Genomic DNA, 20,582 nt, shown 5'->3' with positions numbered 1-20,582 from the left:
CACGCTGCGGCCGGGCATCGTGGCCGGCTCGAGCGGCACGACGCCGTCGAGCCGGCCCTGGGAGATGACCATGCCGCCGGAGTGCTGGCCGAGATGGCGCGGCACGTCCTGGATGGCGCTCCACAGCCGGCCGAAGTGCTGGATGCGCGGCTCCGCGGGATCGCAGCCGGCCTCCTGCAGGTGCGCGAGCAGGCTGTCGCCGGGATCCTTGTACTCCCAGTCGCTCACGAGCTGCGACAGGCGCTCGATCATGTCGGGGGGCAGGGCCAGGACCTTGCCGACCTCGCGCGCCGCGCTGCGCCCGCGATAGGTGATGACGTTGGCGGTCATGGCCGCGCCGAGCCGGCCGTAGCGCTCGTACACGTACTGGATCACCCGCTCGCGGCGATCGCCGCTGGGCAGATCCAGATCGATGTCCGGCCACTCCCCGCGCTCCTCGGAGAGGAAGCGCTCGAACAGCAGCTCCATGCCCACCGGGTCCACCGCGGTGAGGCCAAGGGCGTAGCACACCGCGCTGTTCGCCGCGGAGCCGCGCCCCTGCACCAGGATGTGGTGTGCGCGGCAATACTCGACCAGATCCCAGACGATGAGGAAGTAGCCGGCGAGGTCGAGCCGGCCGATCAGGGCCAGCTCGTGGGCGATCTGCCGGCGGGCCTTCTCGGCGAGCGGGCCATCGCGGTAGCGGTCACGGGCCCCGCGCTCGGCCAGCACCCGCAGGAAGCCGATGGGCGTCTGGCCGCGGGGCAGCGGGTAGTCGGGGAAGCGATAGCCCAGGTCCTTCAGGGTGAAGCCGAGGCGCATCGCCAGCTCGCCGGTGTTCGCCACCGCCTCCGGGCAGTCGGCGAAGAGGCGCTCCATGGTCGCGCCGCTCTTCATGAAGTGCTCGCTGTTGCGCGCGAGGAGACGGCCCGCCGCCTCGAGGGTGGTGTGCTCGCGGATGCACGTGAGCACGTCGAGCAGGGGGCGATCGCCGCGCGCGATGAGCCGCGGCTCGTTGGTGGCGAGCGGAGCCACCCGCAGCCGCCGGGCCTCCTCGCGCAGCCATTCGTTGCGCGCTTCCTGCGGACGGCTCAGGTGACGCTGCAGCTCCGCGAAGACGTTGGAGCGGCCGTAGATCGAGACGAGCCGCTCGAGGAGCCGCCGGCCCCCGGCCGCCCCGGCGCGCTCGAGCGCGCGGGCGACCGGGCCGCGCTCGCCGCCGGTGAGGCACACGAGGCCGGGGGCGAACTCGGCCAGCTCGTCGAGGGTGGCCGCGCTCTCGCCCTTCGGCGCCCGCATCTTGACGCGGGTGAGCAGGCGGCAGAGGTTCTGATAGCCCTCGCGGTCTTCCACCAGCAGCGGGAGGCGGCTGCCGTCGTCCAGCGTGATCTCCGCGCCCACCCGCGCGGAGATGCCGAGGCGAGTGCCGGCGCGATAGAGTCGCGGCGCGCCGTAGACGCCGTCGGCGTCGAGCAGGGCGATGGCGGGCTGCTCGAGCGCGGCCGCGCGCTCGGCCAGCGCCTCGGGCAAGGCCGCTGCCTCCAGGAAGCTGAAAGCGCTGCGCGCGTGCAGCTCGACGAACATGCAGCGGTCAATCGTAGATCCCGGCGAGGTGCCAGGCGGAGCCGTCGTTGGCCAGGCGGCACAGCGTGCCGTCGGCCAGCTCCACGTCCCACTCGTCCTGGAGCCACGGCCGCTTGCTCCACCACTCGCCCGAGGAGCGCCACGGGCCGGCACCGGCCACGATGCGTCCGCTGAGCCGGCTCGAGCGCAAGGCCACGGGACGGCCCGAGGTGAGCGTGACCGCGGCCGGAGCCGGCGGACGGAGACGGCGCAGGGCGAGGGCGCCGATACCCCTCACCCTACCCTCTCCCCGGAGGGGAGAGGGAGGAGGCGCGCCCGCGTCCCGGAGGGGAGAGCGAGAAGGCGCGTCGGCGGCCCGGAGGGGAGAGGGAGAAGCCGCGCCCGCGTCCCGGAGGGAAGAGAGAGAGAAAGGAGGAGGAGCATAGGCGCCCAGGCCCACGGCGTCGGGGCGATGGCTGTCGAGCAGCGCCGGAGCGCCTATGCTGTCCGCGCCCACCAGGCCCACCAAACGATTCAGGGTGGCCGCGAGGAGGCGCGGACTGGGGCGGGAGCGATCGGTGAGCGATTCCTGCATCGCCGTGATCCGCGCGGGACGGGCACGAAGCGTGAGGCCCCGGACGATACCGCGGGGCGGACGCGCCTCGAGCGCGAGGCGGAGCAATGCCGCGACGGCGGCGCCATCGGTCATGGGCACCGCGGGAGCGAGCGCGCCCTCGTGGAGGTGGCCGCCGTCGAGGCGGCAGGCCCATTCGAAGCCGTCGGCCGCGAGCCCGCGCTCGCCGAGGCGCGCGCACACTCGCGCGGCCAGCTCGCCCAGGCGCTCGACCGCCGGCGGGAGCGTCTCCATGCCCCACTCGCACTGGACCGATTCCTCGAAGAGCAGCGCCGGCTTCCAGGAGACCAGCGGGCGCGGGTCGTCGCCGCGCACCAACCGCTGCAGCCGCACCCCTTCTCCTCCCAGCCGCTCGAACAGCCCCGCGGTCGGCAGGGCGGCCAGCTCCCCGAGCGTGCGGAGACCCCAGCGGGATAGCCGGGCCGACAGCTCATTCGACAGCTCGAGCAGGGAGAGCGGCGCGACGGCCAGGTAGGCCGCGTCGCCATCCGGATCGACGACGGCGGCGCCGGGCCCCAGGCGTGCGGCGGCCAGGGCCGCGAGCCGGCTCCCCGCGATGCCCACACGTGCCGTCACCCCGGCGGCCGCGGTCATGTCGCGGAGACGTGCGGCGAGCCGGGGCTCGTCACCGAACAGGCCATGCAATCCCGACGCGTCGAGATACACACGCCCGATGCCGCCGTCTTCCACGCGGGGCGAATGGGACAGCGCGACCTGGAGCAGCATGCGGTGAACGGACCCATCGGGCTCGGCATCGGTCGCGGCGAGCAGACAGGCGATGCGGGTCATAGGGTCCAGTCGAGGGCCCAGGTCTGCCCCTCACCTCTCTCACCTCCAGCCCCCTCACCCTCAGCCCCCTCACCCTCAGCCCCCTCACCCTGCCCTCTCCCCAGGGGGGAGAGGGAGGAGGGGTGGAGGCGGGAGCGGGCGATGGAGACCTCGGAGCGAAGCCCACCGAGACGGGTGAGCGGACGCAGTCCCCTCCAGCGGGGAGCCAGACGCCGAGTCGTCACGACCAGCGAGGCGGGGCTGCCCTCGCGATGACGTGCAGTATGGACGACCAATGCCGCGTCGCGGTCTTCCACCGCCCGCTGCAGCCGGATCTGAGCGGCGAAAGGCACGGGCCCGAGGTCGTCGAGGTCGAGGACGATCAGCGAGAAGCCGGGACAACGGGCGAGCAGATCGGCGGCGCTCAGCGCCGTGCGGAGACGGCCTGCACACTTCACCCAGAGCAGCGCGGAGAGATCGACGCCGGCCGTCGCGGCGGAGGCGGGATCGAGCGCATCCATCCCGTCCACGTAGGCCACCTGCCCGCGAGTCGTGATCCGGGCAATGAGGGCCAGGAGCAGGCTGCTGCCGCCGGAGGATCGGGGGCCGACGATCTCGCTGAGCCGACCCGGCGGGAACAGGCCGAGCAGGCCGTCGATCCCTTCACGATCCCACCCTGGCGGAGGTGAGGACTCGATCGGGATAGCCATGCCGCGTTCTCTTTATAGATGTCTCGGGCTGATTACACGTCATTTGTTTAGTATATTGCAACAACAAAATACAGTGGGGCCCTCGGAAGGAGCCCTACCAGATACGGTGCCTGCGGCTACTCCCCCGGGCGTCGCCCGAGCCGGCCGCGCGCCAGGGCCACGTAGACGGCCGCATAGACGAACACGCCGCAGACATACGCCGCCCAGGCCACCACCCAGATCGGGGCGCCCGCGGCGTACCGCGTGAACCCCTCGTAGGCGAAGATGCTGAGGAACACGCCCGACGGTCCCATCAAGAGCGCGGCGATGGTCCGCGGCGTCGTCCCCCGCGTGACCGCCCAGGGCGCCAGCAACAGCCCGGCCTGCGACAGCAGCCCGATCGCCCCGAAGATGGCCAGGCTGATCACGTCCGTGCGCTCCGGCGCCGCCATGCGCCCGAAGCCATACGCCGCGCTGGCAAAGGACGCGGCCAGCAACAGCCCGGTGAGCCACGTGAGCACGAAGAACAGCACGCGGACTCTCATGCGCTCAGCCAAGCCGGGGTATCTCGTGGGCCCGGACATGAGCGGACTCCGGTCTAGCGGCCGGCGAACTTCTCCTCGATGCCGTGCCACCAGTCGAAGCCCACGCGCCGGAAGATGTCCATCGGGGCCAGCACCGGCCCGGGCTGCCAGTCGGTGCCGTGCTCCTTGAGGTAGGCCAGTGACTTCTCCATCGCGGGCACGGCGGCGGCCATGCACACCGCCGGGAAGATCACCATCTTGAACCCCATCCGCTCCAGCTCGGAGACCGGGACCGCGGGCGTCTTGCCGCCGATGACCATGTTGGCGAGCAGCGGGGCCTTGATCTCGCGCGCCACCTGGCGGATCTCGTCCTCGGTCTGGGGCGCCTCGAAGAAGATGACGTCGGCACCGGCGGCCGCGTAGCGGTTGCCGCGGTCGATCGCGTCGTCCAGGCCGGTGACCGCGCGCGCGTCGGTGCGGGCGATGATCACGAAGTCGGGGTCGGTGCGGTACTCGGCGGCCGCGCGGATCTTGTCGCAGAATTCCTCGGTCGGGATCACCTGCTTGCCCGCGATGTGCCCGCACTTCTTCGGCGCCACCTGATCCTCGATGTGCAGCCCGGCCACGCCCGCCTTCTCGTACTCCCGCACCGTGCGCACCACGTTGAGCACGTTGCCGTAACCGGTGTCGGCATCGGCGATCACCGGCAGCGACACGCAGGAGGCGAGGTGCCCGGCGTGATTGGCCATCTCGGTCAGCGTGGCCAGGCCCAGATCGGGCTGCCCGAGATGCGACGCGGCGGTACCCGCGCCGGTCATGTACACCGCCTCGAAGCCGGCCGCCTCGATGAGGCGCGCGGAGAAGCCGTCGTAGGCGCCGGGCGCGACGATGATGCCGGGCGCGTTGAGCATCTGCCGGAGTCGGGTCGTGGTGCGCATTGGTTGAAGCCTTTCCCGGGCGTTCGGCCCGACGGCGGACGATGCGGCGATCATCCGAGGCGACGCGCGCGATTGTGTTCCACGCTCGTCACGGTTGTCAAACGCTGCGACTTCCGGTTACCTGGACGGGCCATGCGTCCTGCGCACTGCCCCGCACCTCTCAAGGGAGGATACTCCATGCCGCGCCTGACCCTCGTTCTCTCCCTCGTCGTCGGTCTCGTCGCGGTATGGGCCACTCCATCGTTCGCCGACGAGGTCCTCTTCCTGAACGGCGACCGCCTCACCGGCAAGATCCAGAGCGCCACCGGCGGCAAGCTGACGATCAAGACGGAAGGCGCCGGCGACGTCACCGTCGATCTCAGCAAGGTGAAGACGTTCTCCACCGACGAGCCGGTGCGGGTGGGCCGGAAGGGCGCCGAGGATGAGCCCCCGGTGACCTCGCGGGTGGCGGCCGGCCCCGACCGTCAGGTCGAGGCGAGCCCGGCGCCGGGAGCGCCGCCGCAGCCCGTGCCCATCACCGACATCGCGGTCATCAATCCCCCGCTGCCCGAGTGGAAGGGCGCGCTGTCCCTGAACGGCTTGCTGACCACCGGCAACTCCCAGACCGAGCAGCTCGGCTTCCTCGCCAACGCCGCGAAGCGCTGGCCTCACGACCGGCTCACCCTGGGCGCGGAATATTCCTACGGGCGGCAGGAGGACCCGGACACCGGCGAGAAGAGCACCACCATCAACTACGCCATGGCCTTGGCGAAGTACGATCATTTCTTCACCAAGAAGTTCTACGGCTACCTCAACTTCAAGGCCGAGCACGACGAGGTCGCGGAGCTCGAGGTACGGCTCGCCCCCGGCGTCGGCGTGGGCTATCAGTGGTACGAGGGGCCCAGGTTCAATCTCTTGACGGAAACCGGTGTGTCGTGGGTCTACGAGAACTTCAAGCACGCCCCGAGCCACGAGTTCGTGGCCGCGCGGCTGGCCTACGCGGTGGACTGGACCCCGATCGATCCGCTGTACCTCTACCACAAGCTCGAGTACCTGCCCGCGTTCGAGGATCCGGGCGGGGACTACCTGCTGAACGCCGACGCCGGCGTGCGCCTGAGCGTGTGGAAGGCCCTGTTCGCCGAGTTCCGCTACGAGCTGCGCTACGACTCGCGGCCCGCTCCGGGACGGGACACGACCGACCAGCGCTTCATCCTCGGCGCGGGCTGGTCCTTCTGAGTCCCGAGACGGAGACGGGTCGGTTGAGCGCGCTCGCGGCCTGGAGTAGACTGCCGCTTGCGCGTCGCGCGCGATCCCTCGCAGCCATCGGGAGCCAGGCCATGCCGTTCGCCCACGTCGGCGAAGTCAAGCTGTTCTACGAGGAGACCGGACAGGGCGTGCCCCTGGTCTTCGTCCACGAGTTCGCGGGCGACTACCAGAGCTGGCACCTGCAGGTGCGCGGCTTCGCCCGGCGCTATCGCACCATCGCCTACAACGCGCGGGGCTATCCGCCGTCGGACGTACCCGACAAGCCCGAGGCGTACTCGCAGCAACAGGCCGCGGACGACATCCTGGGCGTCCTCGATCATCTCCGCATCGACCGCGCCCACATCTGCGGACTCTCGATGGGCGGCTACGCGGTGCTGCACTTCGGCCTGCGGCATCCGGAGCGCGCGCTGTCGCTGACGGTCGCGGGCGCCGGCTACGGCAGCGTGCCCGGCGAGCGCGAGCGGTTCCGCCGCGACGTGGACGAGACCGCGCGGCGCTTCGAGACCGAGGGCATGGCCGGCGTCGCCTCGTTCTACACCAAGGGCCCGACCCGCGTGCAGTTCATGGACAAGGATCCGCGGGGCTGGCAGGAGTTCTACGACCAGTTCGTGGCCCAGTCCGCGCGGGGCCACGCGCTGACCATGCGGGGCGTGCAGATGTCGCGGCCGTCCATCTTCGAGCTGGAAGCCGCGATGGAGCGGCTCGAGGTGCCAACGCTGATCATGACCGGCGACGAGGACGACCCGTGCCTCGAGCCGGCCATCTTCATGAAGCGCAAGATCCGCTCGTCCGGGCTGGTGGTGATCCCGAAGGCCGGCCACACCATCAACCTCGAGGACCCCGACCTCTTCAACCGCGCCCTGCTCGACTTCCTCACCGCGGTGGACGCCGGGCGCTGGCCGCTCCGCAACCCCAGGTCGCAGACTGGCTCGGCGATCATGCCCGCCGATGCGAGCGCCCCGGGAGATTCGCGATGACGCTGCCGCTGGCCCCCTACACCGTGATCGATCTCACTCGCGCCCGCTCGGGCCCCACCTGCGTGCGCCAGCTCGCCGACATGGGCGCGCAGGTCGTCCAGATCTCCGCGCGCGAGGACGTGGAGGGCGACTTCCCGCGGCGCGGCTTCGACTCCCAGAACCTCCACCGCAACAAGCGCTCGCTCACGCTGGACCTGAAGTCGCCGCGCGGGATCCAGATCATCCACAAGCTGGTCAAGAATGCGGATGTCGTCGTGGAGAACTTCCGGCCCGACGTCAAGACGCGGCTCGGCATCGACTACGAGACGCTCTCCCGCATCAACCCGCGGCTGATCTACGGCAGTATCTCGGGCTTCGGCCAGGACGGGCCGTATCGCGATCGTCCCGGCTACGATCAGATCGCCCAGGGCATGGGCGGGCTCATGTCCATCACCGGCCTGCCCGGCCAGGGGCCGGTCCGCGTGGGCATCCCGGTGGCCGATCTGACCGCCGGCATCTTCCTGGCCCAGGGCATCTTGGTGGCGCTGCTCGAGCGCGAGCGCTCCGGGAAGGGTCAGTGGGTGCACACCTCGCTGCTCCAGGCGATGGTCACGATGCTCGACTTCCAGGCCGCCCGCTGGCTGATCGGCAAGGAGATTCCGCCGCAGGCCGGCAACGACCATCCCACCGCGATCCCGACCGGCGTGTTCCGGACCGCCGACGGCCACCTCAACATCGCGGCCTCGGGCCAGCACATGTTCCGGCGCCTGTGCGAGACGCTGGGCACCGAGCCGCTGCTGGACGATCCGCGCTTCCGCACTGCCCCGGATCGATCGAAGAACCGCAAGGCCCTCGCGGGCGAGCTGGAGCGGGCCTTCGGCAAGCGCACGACCCAGGAGTGGGTGGAGCTGCTCAACGCCAAGGGCGTGCCGTCGGGGCCGATCCTCGACGTCCAGCAGGTGTACGACAACGAGCAGATTCGGCATCTGAAGATGGCGGTGCCGGTGGCGCATCCGGCGCTCGGCGAGCTGCACCTGCAGGCGCCGCCGGTCACGCTGTCCCGCACGCCCGGGCGCGTGCGCACGCCGGCGCCCGACACCGGCGAGCACAACGACGAGATCCTGACCGAGCTCGGCTACTCCGCCGCCGATATCGCCTCCCTTCGCCACGACAAAGTCATCTAGCCCATCGGGAGAGCCATGAGAGAGAACGCGCTGAAGAAGATCTGGGGCAGGGGTGAGGCGGTGGTCAACGGCTGGCTGTCCATTCCGAGCGGCTTCTCGGCCGAGGTGATGGCCCACCAGGGGTTCGACTCGCTCACCATCGACATGCAGCACGGCGTGGTGGACTACCAGGTGGCGGTGAGCATGCTGCAGGGCATCTCGACGCTCGGGGTGGTGCCGCTGGCCCGGGTGCCGTGGAACGACCCGGCGCGCCTGATGAAGATCCTCGACGCGGGCGCCTACGGCGTCATCTGTCCGATGATCAACACCCCGCAGGAGGCCGAGGCGATGGTGCGCGCGTGCAAGTATCCGCCCCGCGGCTACCGGAGCTGGGGACCGGTGCGCGCTTCCCTCTATGCGGGGGGCGACTACGGCGATCACGCCAACGTCGAGACCATCGTGATGCCGATGATCGAGACCGCGGAGGCGCTCAAGAACCTCGACGACATCCTGAGCGTCGACGGCGTGGACGCCATCTACGTGGGCCCCTCGGACCTGAGCCTGGCCATGGGGCTGAAGCCCCGGCTCGACCAGACCGACGCCCCGGTGGTGGACGCCCAGAAGAAGATCGCGGCGGCGTGCAAGCGGCACAACGTGGTCGCGGGCATCCACAACGCCACCGCGACCTACGCGCTCAAGATGATCGCCGAGGGCTATCAGTTCGTGACCCTCGCCAGCGACAGCCGGCACATGGCGGCCAAGGCCGCCGAGGAAGTCGGCATCGTGCGCAAGACCGGCACCAAGACCGGGAAGCTGCCGGCCTACTAGTGCCGGCGCGGCTGGACAGCGCGCTGCTCGACCGGGCGCGCGCCCACCTGGCCGCCTTCGAGCGGCGCGCGCTGCCGGACGACGGGCGCCGGCGCGCGGCGGTCGCGGAGGTGCTGTTGCCCGACGAGGAGGGCCGCGCCTGCTTCCTCATCACCCGGCGGGCCGCCACGCTGCGCCGGCATACCGGTCAGTGGGCACTGCCGGGTGGACGGGTCGACACCGGTGAGACCGCCGAGCGCGCGGCCCTGCGCGAGCTACAGGAGGAGGTCGGCCTGACCCTCGACGAGAGCACCGTGCTCGGGGTGCTCGACGACTACGGCACGCGCTCCGGCTTCATCATCACCCCGGTGGTGGTGTGGGCCGAGCCCGACCACGAGCTGGTGGCCAACCCGCACGAGGTCGCCGGGATCTATCGCGTGCCGCTCGCCGAGCTGGACGGGCCGGACGTGCCGCGGCTCATCAGCATCCCGGAGAGCGATCGGCCGGTGATCCAGCTACCGCTGCTCGGCACGCTCATCCACGCGCCCACCGCGGCGGTGCTCTACCAGATGCGCGAGGTCGTGGTGCACGGGCGGCCCACGCGCGTGGACCATTTCGAACAGCCGGTCTGGGCGTGGCGCTGAGGCGCCGCCTCGAGATCACGGGAGGGACGGGTCATGGCAGTGCTCGACGGACAGGTGGCGATCATGACGGGTGGCGGCACCGGCATCGGCCGCTCGGCGGCCCTGATGCTGGCGGCCGAGGGGGCGCTGGTGGTGGTGTCGGGCCGGCGCAAGGCGCCGATCGAGGCGGTGGCCGGCGAGATCACCGCGGCGGGCGGCCGCGCGGCGGCCCGCGTGTGCGACGTGGCGCGGCCTGCGGAGGCGCGCGCGCTCGCCGCGTGGACGGTGGCCCAGTACGGCCGGGTGGACGTGCTGGTGAACAACGCGGGCCACTCCAGCAAGGCCCGCAACGTGCGCTGGGTGCCCCAGGACGAGTGGGACGCCGTGGTCAACGTGAACCTGACCGGCGTCTACGCGCTCACCCAGGCGGTCCTGCCCAGCATGATCGCGCGCGGCGGCGGGACCATCATCACGGTCAGCTCGCTGGCCGCGCTGAAGCCCGGGCTCATCGGCGGCGCGCCGTACGGGGCGGCCAAGGCCGGCGTCCGCAACCTGATGGGCCACGTGCACACCGTGCTGCGCGAGAAGGGCATCCGCGCCACCACCATCATGCCGGCCGAGGTGGACACGCCGATCCTCGACAACCGGCCGCTGGTGCCCGACGAGACGGCGCGGGCCACCATGATGCAGGCCGAGGACGTGGCCCGCGCCATCCTGCTGTGCGTGACCCTGCCCGCGCGCACCGTGATCGAGGAGATCGTGATGAGCCCCACGATCCTGCGCGATCAATCCGCCGATCTCCGGACCGCCCGCGATCTCGGCGCCACCCCGAACGTCCCCTGATCGGGGGTCAGGACGTCAGCTCCCGGGGTCAGACCCGGAAATGTCGGAATGCAAGACCTGACCCCGATAGTCGCGGTGCCAGAGGTCGAGATATTCGACGGCGTTGCGGAGGATGTCGTCGAGCTCGTCCTGGCTCATCTTCCGCACCGGCTTGGCCGGCACGCCCATGACGAGCCAGCCCGCCGGCACCACCTTGCCCGGCGGCACCAGCGCGCCCGCGCCCACCTGCGCGCCCTCCTCCACGACCGCCCCGGTCAGCACCACCGCGCCGATGCCGATGCGGCAGTTGCTCATGACGGTGCACGCGTGCACGACCGCCCGATGGCCGATCGTCACGTTGTCGCCGACGATGCACGGGAACTCGGGGGTGACGTGGAGCACCGAGTTGTCCTGCACGTTGGAGTTGCGGCCGAGCTTGACGAAGTTGTCCTGGTCGCCGCGGAGCACCGTGAACGGCCACACGCTGGCCCCCGCGTCGATCGTCACGTCGCCGATCACCTGGGCGGCCGGATCCACGTAGGCCTCCGGGTGCACGCGCGGGGTGCGGCCGGGCACGCCGCGGATCATCGCGCTCTCACCGGCCGGTCCACCGCGGCGGACGCTTGTCGAGAAAGGCGCGTACGCCCTCCCGGAAATCGGCGCTGGTGTAGGTGGCGGCGATCAGGTCCTCGTCCTCGGGCAGCGTCCGGCTCGCGGAGAGCCGACGAATCGATTCCTTGGTGACCCACAGCGTGATCGGCGCGTGGTCGGCGATCTGGCGCGCCAGCGTAGCCACCCGCGCCTCGATCCGGTCCGCCGGCACGATCTCCTGCACGTAGCCCGCCGCGTGCGCCTCCTCCGCGGTGAGCAGCCGCGCGGTGAACAGCAATTCCTTCACGCGCGAGGGGCCGAACATGTCGACGAAGCGTGCGTAGGCGGCCATGGACAGGCAGTTGCCGAGGGTGCGGGCGATCGGCGCGCCGAAGCGCGCCTCCGGCGTGGCGATACGGAGATCGCAGCACGTGGTGATGCGGAAGCCGCCGCCCACCGCGAAGCCCTGGACCTGTGCGATCACCGGCTTGCGCACCGCCTCGAGGCGCGCCATGCGTCGGTCGCCGTCGCGCTCGTAGGCGATGCCGTCCTCGGCCCGCTCGAATGCCTGGAACTGGCTGATGTCGGTGCCTGCCACGAACGCCTTGCCCCCGGCGCCCCGCAGCACCAGCACGCGTACCGAATCGTCGCGGTCGACTTCTTCACACGTCTCGTAGAGGCGGTCGTACATGTTCCAGGTGAGCGCGTTGTGCGCCTCGGGACGATTGAACGTGAGCGTCATCACCGGCCCGTCGCGAGTCACCAGGACCTCGTCTTGCCTCGACACCCCTCGCGCCCCCTTGTGCAGAATTTCGGTCGCCGCATCGTAGCACGCCCCCTCGCGGCACCGGCCGAGTCGCCAACATGGGAAATTCCCTTCTGGGCATAGGGGGAGACTTCCCGGCGCAATGATTGCGGGTTGAGCGTAACGCGCCGATTCACCAGGTCTCCAGGGGTGGCCTGCCTCTTGCCATCCATCCTGGTCAAGACGCTTCACAAGTCCGGGTCGAGACGACCCTCAGAGGGAGAGGATATGAAGCGATTTGCGATGACGATCGGGCTCGGCGCCGGTCTTCTGCTGCTGGCCGGTCACGCCGACGCGCAGTGGAGATACACCGACGACCGTGGCGTTACCCGGGTCACCCAGTACAAGATCGACATCCCCACCACGCATCGGGACGCGGCCGAGTGGATCGGCCCGGTGGGCATCGGCAAGCCGGCCCTCAGCGAGGAGCAGATCCGGCAGGCCCGCCGCTGGGAGGCCATCGAGCGCCTCGTCAACGCGGAAGCCGGCCTCATCCGGTACCGCAACATGGTGCCGCCGCCGGCGCCGCGAGATCCGGGCGGCCCGCCTCGCTCCATGGCGACGATGTGCATGGCGGGCGAGCTCCGCGCGATGACGTCGCCCGGCAGCTGGAAGGTCGTGGGCTCCTGCGCCGGCGGCTTCAGCACCGGCTACGGGCAGGACGGCTACGGCTCCTTCGGGGGCATCATGGTCCGGTAAACCGAAGCGAACGGCCGGGCGCGTCTTCGCGTAGCATCGGGCCCCAAGGAAGTTCGATGACGCGTCCGGCCGGCTTGATCCTCGACTACGGCAACGTCCTGAGCCGCCCGCAGGACCAGCGCTGGTTCGATCCGGCGGCGGCCCGCATCGGCACGACGGCGGACACCCTCCGTTCCGCCTACTGGCAGCATCGCCAGACGTACGACGCCGGGCTGCCCGCGCGCGAGTACTGGCAGCGGGTGCTCGCCACAGTCGGCTCCGCCCGCGCCGTCGACGCGCTTGACCTGGCCTGGCTGATCGAGCAGGATGTCGCGTCTTGGCTCGTCCACGACGACGAGGTGTGGGCGCTCGCCGCCGGGTTCCGAGCCCGGGGCGGCCGCACCGCATTCCTGTCCAACAGCGGGCCCGAGGTCATGGCAAAGCTGCGGAGCGAGCGACCGATCGATCGCCTCTTCGACGCAGTGGTCATCTCCTGCGAGGTCGGCCTGTCCAAGCCGGACCCGCGGATCTATCGCCACTGCCTCGCGCGCCTCGGCCTCGAGCCGCCCCAGGCGCTCTTCGTCGACGACCGCGCCGACAACATCGAGGGCGCTGCCCGCATCGGCCTCCGCACGCTGCAGTTCGACGGCCCCGACGCCCTGGCGCGCCTGCGGTCGCTGGTCGGGTAAACCGCGCGGCCGACCGATGGCGTCCTACTTGTCCGCCGCCCTGAGCGCGCGGGCCGCCGCCTCGATCGCCTCGACGATGAAGTGATAGCCGGTGCAGCGGCACAGGTGCCCGGCCAGCATCTCGCGGATCTCCTCCGGCGAGGGGTCGGGGCGCTCGCGGAGAAACGCGCAGGCGCTCATGACGATGCCGGGCGTGCAGTAGCCGCACTGCAGTCCGTGCTTGGCCCAGAACGCCTCCTGGATGGGATGGAGGCCCTCGGCGGGCGCCACGCCCTCGATGGTCGTGATGCGCCGCGAGTCGGCCTGCACCGCGAGCATGAGGCACGAGCGCACCGGCTCGTCGTCGAGCAGCACCGTGCAGGCCCCGCACACGCCGTGCTCGCAGCCGACGTGAGTGCCGGTCAGCTCGAGGTCCTCTCTCAGGAAGTCGGCCAGGGTGGTGCGCGGCTCGACGGCGCGCTCGTGCTCCTGGCCGTTCACGGTCAACCGGATCGTCCGGCTCATGCGCCGCTCCCGCACCGCGCCAGGGCGGCCGCGAGGGTGCGCTCGGCCAGCGTCGCGGCCACCCGCCGCCGGTAGGCCGCGGTGGCATGGATGTCGTCGTCCGGCGACAGCGCGGCCGCCGCCGCCCGCGCGGCCTCACCGAGCCGGGTCGGCGTGGGCTCGTGGCCTTCCAGGATCCGCTCGGCGGCCACGCCCCGCATCGGGGTGCCACCGGCCCCGAAGAAGGCCAGGCGCGCGCGCGTGACCGGCCCGCCGGCCGCGCGGGCCAGAACCGCGACGGCGCCGACCAGCGCGAAGTCGCCGTGCCGCCGCGACACTTCCGCGAACCCCCAGCCCGCCCCCGCCGGCGGCAAGGCGAAGCGCACCGCGGTGGCCACCTCGTCGGCGCCCAGTGAGGTGGTCAACGGAGCCCGGTAGAGCCGATCGGCCGCGAGGGTGCGCTCGCCCCGGGGCCCGCGCGCGACCACGACGCCCTCCAGGCAGAGCAGCAGCGCGGGCAGCTCCGACGCGGGATCGGCATGGACCACGTTGCCGACCACGGTGCCGCGATTGCGGATCGGCGGATGGGCGACGTGGCGCAGCACCTCGGCGAAGAGATCGGAGCGCGACGCGGCCCAGCGCTCGAGACGGCGCTGCCGCACGAGCGCGCCGATCTCGAGCGTGCCCGACGACTCGCGCAGGCCGTCGAGGCCCGCGATGTGGTTGATGTCGACGAGCAGCGTCGGCCGCGCCAGCCGGAGCGCGAGCATCGGGATCAGGCTCTGTCCTCCGGCGAGGACCTTGGCGTCCCCGCCCTCGCCGGCCAGCGCGCCCACCGCGTCGTCCAGGGTGACCGGCGCCACGTACTCGAATGGTGCGGCCTTCATGCCGGCTTCGCCCCGGCGCGCTCCAGCAGCCCGAGCACGACCGACGGGCCCAGCGGCGTGCGCGTCACCCGCACGCCCCAGGGCGACAGCGCGTCCTCCACCGCGTTGGCGATGGCGGCCGGCGGCGAGATGGCGCCGCCCTCGCCGATGCCCTTGATGCCGAGCGGATTGCGGGGCGACGGGTACTCGAGGTGGACCGTCTCGATGGCGGGCACTTCCATCGCGGTCGGCACCAGGTAGTCCATGAACGTGCCGGTGAGGAGCTGGGCCTGCTCGTCGTAGACCATCTCCTCGAGCAGCCCGCCGCCGATGCCCTGGGCGACGCCCCCGTGGATCTGGCCCTCGACGATCACCGGATTGATGAGCTTGCCGCAGTCGTGGGCGACCAGGTAACGGAGGAGCTTCACCGCGCCGGTGCCCGGATCCACGTCCACCACCGCCACGTGGACCGCGTTCGTGTAGGTCACGGTGGGCTGATGGTGATAGACCGTCGCCTCGAAATCGGGCGAGGCCACACCGGGCTTCGCGAAGGTCGGGATCGCGGCCCGGATCACCCCGGCCAGTGGCGTGGCCGATCCCGGCGCCCCGCGCACCGAGACCACACCGTCGGCGACCTCGATGTCGGCGGGCGCGGCCTCGAGCAGGGCGGCCGCCGCGGTGACGATCTTCTCGCGCACGCGGCCCGACGCCTCGTGGATCGAGCTGCCCGCGTTCACCGCGCTGCGCGAGGCAAACGTGCCCACCCCGAACGGAATGGCCGCGGTGTCGCCGCCCACCACGGTCACCCACTCGAGCGGGATGCCCAGCGCGTCCGCCGCGATCTGCGCGAACGAGGTCTCGTGGCCCTGGCCCTGGCTGCACGCGCCGGTGGCCACGGTGGCATGACCCGAGGCGTCGAGCTTCACGGTCGCGCCCTCGTAGGGCCCGATCGCGGTGCCCTCCACGTAGCCGGAGAGACCGATGCCGCGGTAGATGCCCCGCTCGCGGAGCCGGGCCTGCTCGGCACGCAGGGCCTCGTAGCCGACCGCACGAAGCGCGTCCTCGAGCGAGGCCTTGCAGTCGCCGCTGTCGTACACGAGCGGATTGCCGTCGCGGTACGGGATGTTCAGCTCGTAGGGCATGTCGGCCTGGGCAAGGTAGTTGCGCCGGCGCAGCTCGGCCGGGTCCAGGCGCAGCTCGCGGGCCAGGCAGTCCACGATGCGGTCCATCGCGAAGACGGTCTCGGGACGGCCCGCGCCCCGATACGGCGCGTTGGGCGTCTTGGTGGTCACGATCCCGCGGCACTCCACGTCCAGATTGGGGACGCGATGCGGGCCGAGCAGATGGGCGACCGTGTTGTACGGCAGCACGATGCCCCAGGAGTTGTAGGCCCCCAGATCGACCCAGATGCGGTCGCGCACCGCCAGCATGGTGCCGTCACGGCGGGCCGCGATCTCGATGTCGTGCACCTGCGCGCGCGCGTGCGCCGAGCCCATCATGTGCTCGCGCCGATCCTCGGTCCACTTCACCGGCCGGCGTGACGCGATCGCCGCGGCGGGGATGAGCAGGTCCTCCGGATAGCCGTTGGCCTTGGTGCCGAAGCCGCCCCCGACGTCGGGGGCGATGACGCGAACGCGGCTCGGCGGCAGCCCGAGCGCGGCCACCAGACCCTGCTGGACGAAGTGCACGACCTGGGTGCCGTTCCAGGTGGTGAGGCTGCCGTCGCGCTGATCCCATTGCGCGACCACCCCGCGCGTCTCGATGGGCATGCCCACGTAGCGCGGGATGACGAAGCGCTCCCGCACCCGGGCATCGGCCTGGCGCAGCGCCGCCTCGACGTCGCCGAAGCCGGTCTTGAATGAGAGCGCCACGTTGTCGCCCCACTCGGGATAGAGCACGGGCGCCCCGGGCTCGCCGGCCGTGATCACGTCGGCCAGCACCGGGAGCGGCTCGTAGTCCACCTCCACCCGCTCGCAGCCGTCCTCGGCGACCGCGCGGCTCGACGCCAGCACCATGGCCACGATCTCGCCCACGTGCCGCACCTCGTCCCGGCACATGGCGAGCTGACCGACCTGTCTCATCGTCACCTGCACGCGCGCGGCCAGGCCCGGGGGGATCGCGCCGAAGAGCGGCAGCGGCTTCATCCAGCGCTCCAGGTCCGCGAACGTGAACACGTGGGCGACGCCGGGCAGCCGTCGGGCCGCCTCGGGGCGGATCGCGGTGATGCGGGCGTGCGCGTACGGGCTGCGCACGAAGGCGGCGTGGAGCATGCCGGGCAGCTTGATGTCGTCCACGTAGCGGCCTTCGCCGCGCAGGTAGCGCGGGTCTTCCTTGCGCTTGACCGATGCACCAAAATACTTTGCGCCCATCAACCGTGACCCCTGTTCAGCTGCGGGGGCCCAGACATGGCCCCCGCACTCCCCCAATCGGCGGACATTCGTTCGTGGTTCATGCGGGTTCGTTCGTTCGTGTCGTCAGCCGCCGAGGTAGGCGTGCTTGACGCGGTCGTTGTGCATGAGGTCGCGGGCCGGGCCCTCCAGGGTGATGCGGCCGGTCTCCATGACGTAGGCGCGGCCGGCCAGCTGCAGGGCCATGTAGGCATTCTGCTCCACCATCAGCACGGTCGTCCCCTCCCGCTGGATGCCCGAAATGATCTGGAACACGGACTCGGTGACGGTCGGCGCCAGTCCCAGCGACGGCTCGTCGAACAGGATGAGGCGCGGGCGCGCCATGAGGCAGCGGCCGATCGCCAGCATCTGCTGCTCGCCGCCGGACAGCGTCCCGGCCGGCTGCCGGCGCCGCTCGGCCAGGATCGGAAAGTGCGCGAACACCCGCTCCCGATCGCGGGCGACGTCCGCGGCATCGGTGCGCACGTAGGCGCCCATCTGGAGGTTCTCGTCCACCGTCATGTACGGAAAGACCCGGCGGCCCTCCGGGCAATGCGCGATGCCCCGGCGCAGGATCTCCTGCGGCGCCAGGCGCTGGATCTCGCGCCCATCGAACACGATGCGCCCGGCCGCGGCCCGCACCAGGCCGGAGATGGCCTTGAGCGTGGTCGTCTTCCCCGCCCCGTTGGCCCCGATGAGGCACACGAACTCGGCGGCGCTCACGGTGAGGCTGACGCCGTCCAGCGCGCGGGTGCGTCCGTAGCGTACGCCGACATCCTCAAGCGTGAGCATGGGCCCCCGATCCGAGGTACGCGCGGATGACCTCCGGGTCGCGCTGGACCGCCGCCGGGCCGCCATCCGCGATGAGCCGTCCGTAGTTCAGCACGAGCACGCGATCCGAGATGCCCATGACCAGCCGCATGTCGTGCTCGACCAGGAACACCGTGATCCCCTGCTCCCGGATCTTCGCGATGAGCGCGGCCACCGACTGCTTCTCGGACGCGGTCATGCCCGAGGCCGGCTCGTCCAGCAGGAGGAGCCGCGGCCGGGCCGCCAGCGCGACCGCGAGCTCCAAGCGACGCTGATCGCCGTAGGACAGGGCCGGCGCCGTCTCGTGGCGGCGCGCCCCGAGACCCACGAAGTCGATCACCCGGTCGGCCTCCTCGCCGAGCCGGCGCTCCTCGTCGCGCACCCGCCTGCGGGTGGTGAGCGCGGCGACCACGCCCACGCGTCCTTGCAGGTGCAGGCCGATCAGCACGTTCTCGCGCACCGTGAGGGCCGGGAACAGGCTCGTCTTCTGGAACGTGCGCACGAGCCCGCGGGCGGCGATGCGATGCGGGCGCCACCCGGTGATCGGCTGGCCGTCGTGGCTCACCACGCCCTGGGTCGGACGCTGGAAGCCGGTGATGACGTTGAACGCGGTGGTCTTGCCGGCGCCATTGGGGCCGATGAGGCTCGTGACGGTGCCCGCGGCCACCGTGAAGCTCACCCCGGCGAGCGCGGCCACGCCGCCGAAGCGCACGGTGAGATCCCGGGCCTCGAGGGTGGTCACGAGGTCCTCCCGCGGAGCCGGGCCCCCCGCAGCGTCGGCACGATGCCCGCCGGCATGCAGAAGAGCACCACGAGCAGCAGCACACCGTAGAGCAGCATCTGCCACTGCCACGAGGTGGCGGCCCGGAGCGCCTCCGGCAGCACCGTGAAGAGGACCGCGCCGACCACCGGCCCGGCCAGCGTCCCCTTTCCCCCGGCGACCACCATGATGACCATGGTCACCGTATAGGTGAACAGGAACACCTCGGGGCTCACGAAGCGCGTGTAGTGGGCGTAGAGGCCGCCCGCGAAGCCGGCCATCCCCGCGCTGATGAGCGCGGCGAGCACCAGATAGTGGGTGGCGTCGATGCCCACCGAGGCGGCCAGCGTCTCGTTCTCTCGCAGGGCCACCAGCGCCCGGCCGACGCGCGACCGGATGAGGGCCAGACACACCAGGTAGGCGAGGGCCACCCCGGCGAGCACGAGGTAGTAGTAGGCGGCTTTCGTCCGCAGCGAGAGCGCGGGCAAGCCGGGCAGCGCGATCTCCACCGGCGGCACGCCCGGGATGCCGAGCGGACCGTTGGTCAGATCCATCCAGTTGACGCTGACCAGCGAGACGCAGCCGGCGAACGAGATCGTGAGCAGCACGAAGTACGCGCCGCGCAGCTTCAGCGCGAGGCGGCCGATCACGTAGCCGGCGATCGCCGGCAGCACCGCGGAGGCGAGGAGCCCGATCCACGGCGACCATTCGAGCTTCACGGTGAGCAGGCCGGTCGCGTAGGCTCCGATGCCGAAGAAGGCGGCGTGGCCGAGGGAGAGTTGCCCGGTGTAGCCCAGGAGCAGGTTCAGGCTCAGGGCGAGCACCGCGAAGATGCCGGCCATGATCAGCGTGTGCAGCTGGTACGGATTCCACACCCAGAGCGGCGCCGTCGCGATCACGGCCAGCCCGAGCAGCAGGCCGACCCGGGTCATCCCACGCGCTCCGCGCGGGCGAACAGGCCGGAGGGGCGCAGCAGCAGCACCGCCACGATCATGAGGAAGCCGACCGCGTCGCGGTAGCCGGAGGACACGTAGCCGGCCCCCAGCTCCTCGGCCACCCCGAGCACGAGCCCGCCGAGCGCGGCGCCCGCGAAATTACCGAGGCCGCCCAGGATCACCACCGAGAAGGCCTTGAGCGAAGCCAGATCGCCCATCGAGGGATAGAGCAGGAACACCGGCCCGAGCAGCGCGCCCGCGGCCGCGGCCAGTCCGGCGCCGAAGGCGAAGGTGATGGTGTGGATGCGCTCGATGCTCACCCCCATCAGCGCGGCGGTCTCGTGGTCCTGGAAGGTGGCCCGCATGGCGCGGCCGAGCTTGGTGCGCGCCAGCAGCAGGTGCGCGCCCAGGATGAGCAGACCCGAGATCACGAACACGAAGACGCGCAGCGGGGCCACCGACACCGCGCCCAGCACCAGCGGCTGCGTGGAAAACGGGGTCGGGACGCTCTTGGCCACCCCGCCCCAGCCCAGCAGCTCGGCGTTCTGCATGGCGATCCACACCGCGATCATCACCAGCATCACCGTGTCGATGGACTGCCCGCGCATCGGCCGCAGCAAGCACCGCTCGCAGATCGCCCCGGCGAGCGCGCCCACCACGATCGCGACGGGAATGGCCAGGAAGAAATTCACCGAGCTCAGGGTGAGGGCCGCGAATGCGGCGTACGCTCCCAGCGTGTAGAACTCACCGTGGGCGAAGTTCACCACGTTCATCAACCCGAAGACCAGGGTGAGCCCGATCCCGAGCAGGCTGTAGGTGGCGCCCAGCAGCAGCCCGTTCAGCAGGTGCTGGAGAAGCTGGTCCAAG

At 71.2% G+C, this 20,582-nt stretch carries 22 protein-coding genes; 9 read left to right on the top strand and 13 right to left on the bottom strand.

What is annotated here, in order from left to right; translation table 11 throughout:
* Positions 1-1,563: PHP domain-containing protein (locus VKN16_23855; GenBank protein HME97250.1), on the bottom strand; the 1,563-nt coding region annotated here is incomplete at its 3' end.
* A gap of 7 nt (positions 1,564-1,570) precedes the next feature.
* Entirely contained in the window at positions 1,571-2,965 is a 1,395-nt protein-coding gene (locus VKN16_23850) for a hypothetical protein (GenBank protein ID HME97249.1), read from the bottom strand.
* 263 nt (positions 2,966-3,228) lie between these two features.
* Between VKN16_23850 and VKN16_23845 the strand changes: the two genes are divergently transcribed.
* The gene (locus tag VKN16_23845; GenBank protein HME97248.1) at positions 3,229-3,633 is read left to right on the top strand and encodes a hypothetical protein; all 405 of its coding nucleotides are present in this window, start codon (positions 3,229-3,231) and stop codon (positions 3,631-3,633) included.
* Between the two features lie 137 nt (positions 3,634-3,770).
* On the opposite strand, the gene VKN16_23840 is transcribed toward VKN16_23845, so the two are convergent.
* Together VKN16_23840 and VKN16_23835 are read right to left on the bottom strand one after the other, a co-directional pair.
* Positions 3,771-4,178, bottom strand: a complete 408-nt coding sequence (locus VKN16_23840; protein ID HME97247.1) for a hypothetical protein — start codon at positions 4,176-4,178, stop codon at positions 3,771-3,773.
* Positions 4,179-4,231: 53 nt separating this feature from the next.
* Positions 4,232-5,095: an isocitrate lyase/PEP mutase family protein gene (locus tag VKN16_23835; protein HME97246.1), complete on the bottom strand. Its 864-nt coding sequence runs from the start codon at positions 5,093-5,095 to the stop codon at positions 4,232-4,234.
* 177 nt (positions 5,096-5,272) lie between these two features.
* Here VKN16_23835 and VKN16_23830 point away from each other — a divergent pair, with 177 nt between their 5' ends.
* From VKN16_23830 to VKN16_23805, 6 genes are all read left to right on the top strand, one after another.
* Positions 5,273-6,310, top strand: a complete 1,038-nt coding sequence (locus tag VKN16_23830) for a DUF481 domain-containing protein (protein ID HME97245.1) — start codon at positions 5,273-5,275, stop codon at positions 6,308-6,310.
* Positions 6,311-6,411: 101 nt separating this feature from the next.
* Positions 6,412-7,317, top strand: a complete 906-nt coding sequence (locus tag VKN16_23825) for an alpha/beta hydrolase (protein HME97244.1) — start codon at positions 6,412-6,414, stop codon at positions 7,315-7,317.
* Entirely contained in the window at positions 7,314-8,480 is a 1,167-nt protein-coding gene (locus VKN16_23820; protein HME97243.1) for a CoA transferase, read from the top strand. Before VKN16_23825 ends, VKN16_23820 begins: the two co-directional genes overlap by 4 nt.
* 15 nt (positions 8,481-8,495) lie before the next feature.
* On the top strand, positions 8,496-9,287 hold the full coding sequence (locus tag VKN16_23815) for an aldolase/citrate lyase family protein (protein ID HME97242.1): 792 nt from the start codon (positions 8,496-8,498) through the stop codon (positions 9,285-9,287).
* A complete protein-coding gene (locus VKN16_23810; GenBank protein ID HME97241.1) occupies positions 9,287-9,910 on the top strand; it encodes a CoA pyrophosphatase in 624 nt (207 codons plus the stop codon). Before VKN16_23815 ends, VKN16_23810 begins: the two co-directional genes overlap by 1 nt.
* 33 nt (positions 9,911-9,943) lie before the next feature.
* The gene (locus VKN16_23805) at positions 9,944-10,732 is read left to right on the top strand and encodes an SDR family oxidoreductase (GenBank protein ID HME97240.1); all 789 of its coding nucleotides are present in this window, start codon (positions 9,944-9,946) and stop codon (positions 10,730-10,732) included.
* 15 nt (positions 10,733-10,747) lie between these two features.
* Here the strand turns inward: VKN16_23805 and VKN16_23800 are convergent, their stop codons facing one another.
* Positions 10,748-11,299, bottom strand: coding sequence for a gamma carbonic anhydrase family protein (locus VKN16_23800; GenBank protein ID HME97239.1), 552 nt, complete (start codon positions 11,297-11,299; stop codon positions 10,748-10,750).
* Between the two features lie 7 nt (positions 11,300-11,306).
* On the bottom strand, positions 11,307-12,065 hold the full coding sequence (locus VKN16_23795; protein ID HME97238.1) for an enoyl-CoA hydratase/isomerase family protein: 759 nt from the start codon (positions 12,063-12,065) through the stop codon (positions 11,307-11,309).
* A 285-nt stretch (positions 12,066-12,350) separates the two neighbouring features.
* Between VKN16_23795 and VKN16_23790 the strand changes: the two genes are divergently transcribed.
* A complete protein-coding gene (locus VKN16_23790) occupies positions 12,351-12,806 on the top strand; it encodes a hypothetical protein (GenBank protein ID HME97237.1) in 456 nt (151 codons plus the stop codon).
* 56 nt (positions 12,807-12,862) lie between these two features.
* Entirely contained in the window at positions 12,863-13,474 is a 612-nt protein-coding gene (locus VKN16_23785; GenBank protein ID HME97236.1) for an HAD family phosphatase, read from the top strand.
* Positions 13,475-13,498: 24 nt separating this feature from the next.
* Here the strand turns inward: VKN16_23785 and VKN16_23780 are convergent, their stop codons facing one another.
* The 7 genes from VKN16_23780 to VKN16_23750 form a co-directional block, all read right to left on the bottom strand.
* The gene (locus VKN16_23780) at positions 13,499-13,978 is read right to left on the bottom strand and encodes a (2Fe-2S)-binding protein (GenBank protein ID HME97235.1); all 480 of its coding nucleotides are present in this window, start codon (positions 13,976-13,978) and stop codon (positions 13,499-13,501) included.
* A complete protein-coding gene (locus VKN16_23775; GenBank protein ID HME97234.1) occupies positions 13,975-14,844 on the bottom strand; it encodes an FAD binding domain-containing protein in 870 nt (289 codons plus the stop codon). Before VKN16_23775 ends, VKN16_23780 begins: the two co-directional genes overlap by 4 nt.
* On the bottom strand, positions 14,841-17,192 hold the full coding sequence (locus VKN16_23770) for a xanthine dehydrogenase family protein molybdopterin-binding subunit (protein ID HME97233.1): 2,352 nt from the start codon (positions 17,190-17,192) through the stop codon (positions 14,841-14,843). Before VKN16_23770 ends, VKN16_23775 begins: the two co-directional genes overlap by 4 nt.
* A gap of 105 nt (positions 17,193-17,297) precedes the next feature.
* The gene (locus tag VKN16_23765; protein HME97232.1) at positions 17,298-18,002 is read right to left on the bottom strand and encodes an ABC transporter ATP-binding protein; all 705 of its coding nucleotides are present in this window, start codon (positions 18,000-18,002) and stop codon (positions 17,298-17,300) included.
* Positions 17,989-18,762 carry an ABC transporter ATP-binding protein gene (locus VKN16_23760; GenBank protein ID HME97231.1) on the bottom strand — a complete coding sequence of 258 codons (774 nt, stop codon included), beginning with the start codon at positions 18,760-18,762 and terminating at the stop codon, positions 17,989-17,991. Before VKN16_23760 ends, VKN16_23765 begins: the two co-directional genes overlap by 14 nt.
* On the bottom strand, positions 18,759-19,712 hold the full coding sequence (locus VKN16_23755; GenBank protein HME97230.1) for a branched-chain amino acid ABC transporter permease: 954 nt from the start codon (positions 19,710-19,712) through the stop codon (positions 18,759-18,761). Before VKN16_23755 ends, VKN16_23760 begins: the two co-directional genes overlap by 4 nt.
* Entirely contained in the window at positions 19,709-20,581 is an 873-nt protein-coding gene (locus VKN16_23750) for a branched-chain amino acid ABC transporter permease (protein ID HME97229.1), read from the bottom strand. Before VKN16_23750 ends, VKN16_23755 begins: the two co-directional genes overlap by 4 nt.
* Position 20,582: the final 1 nt, after the last annotated feature.

Source organism: Candidatus Methylomirabilota bacterium (genome assembly GCA_035315345.1).
GTDB lineage: Bacteria > Methylomirabilota > Methylomirabilia > Rokubacteriales > CSP1-6 > CAMLFJ01.
This window is presented reverse-complemented; position numbering and strand designations above follow the sequence as displayed.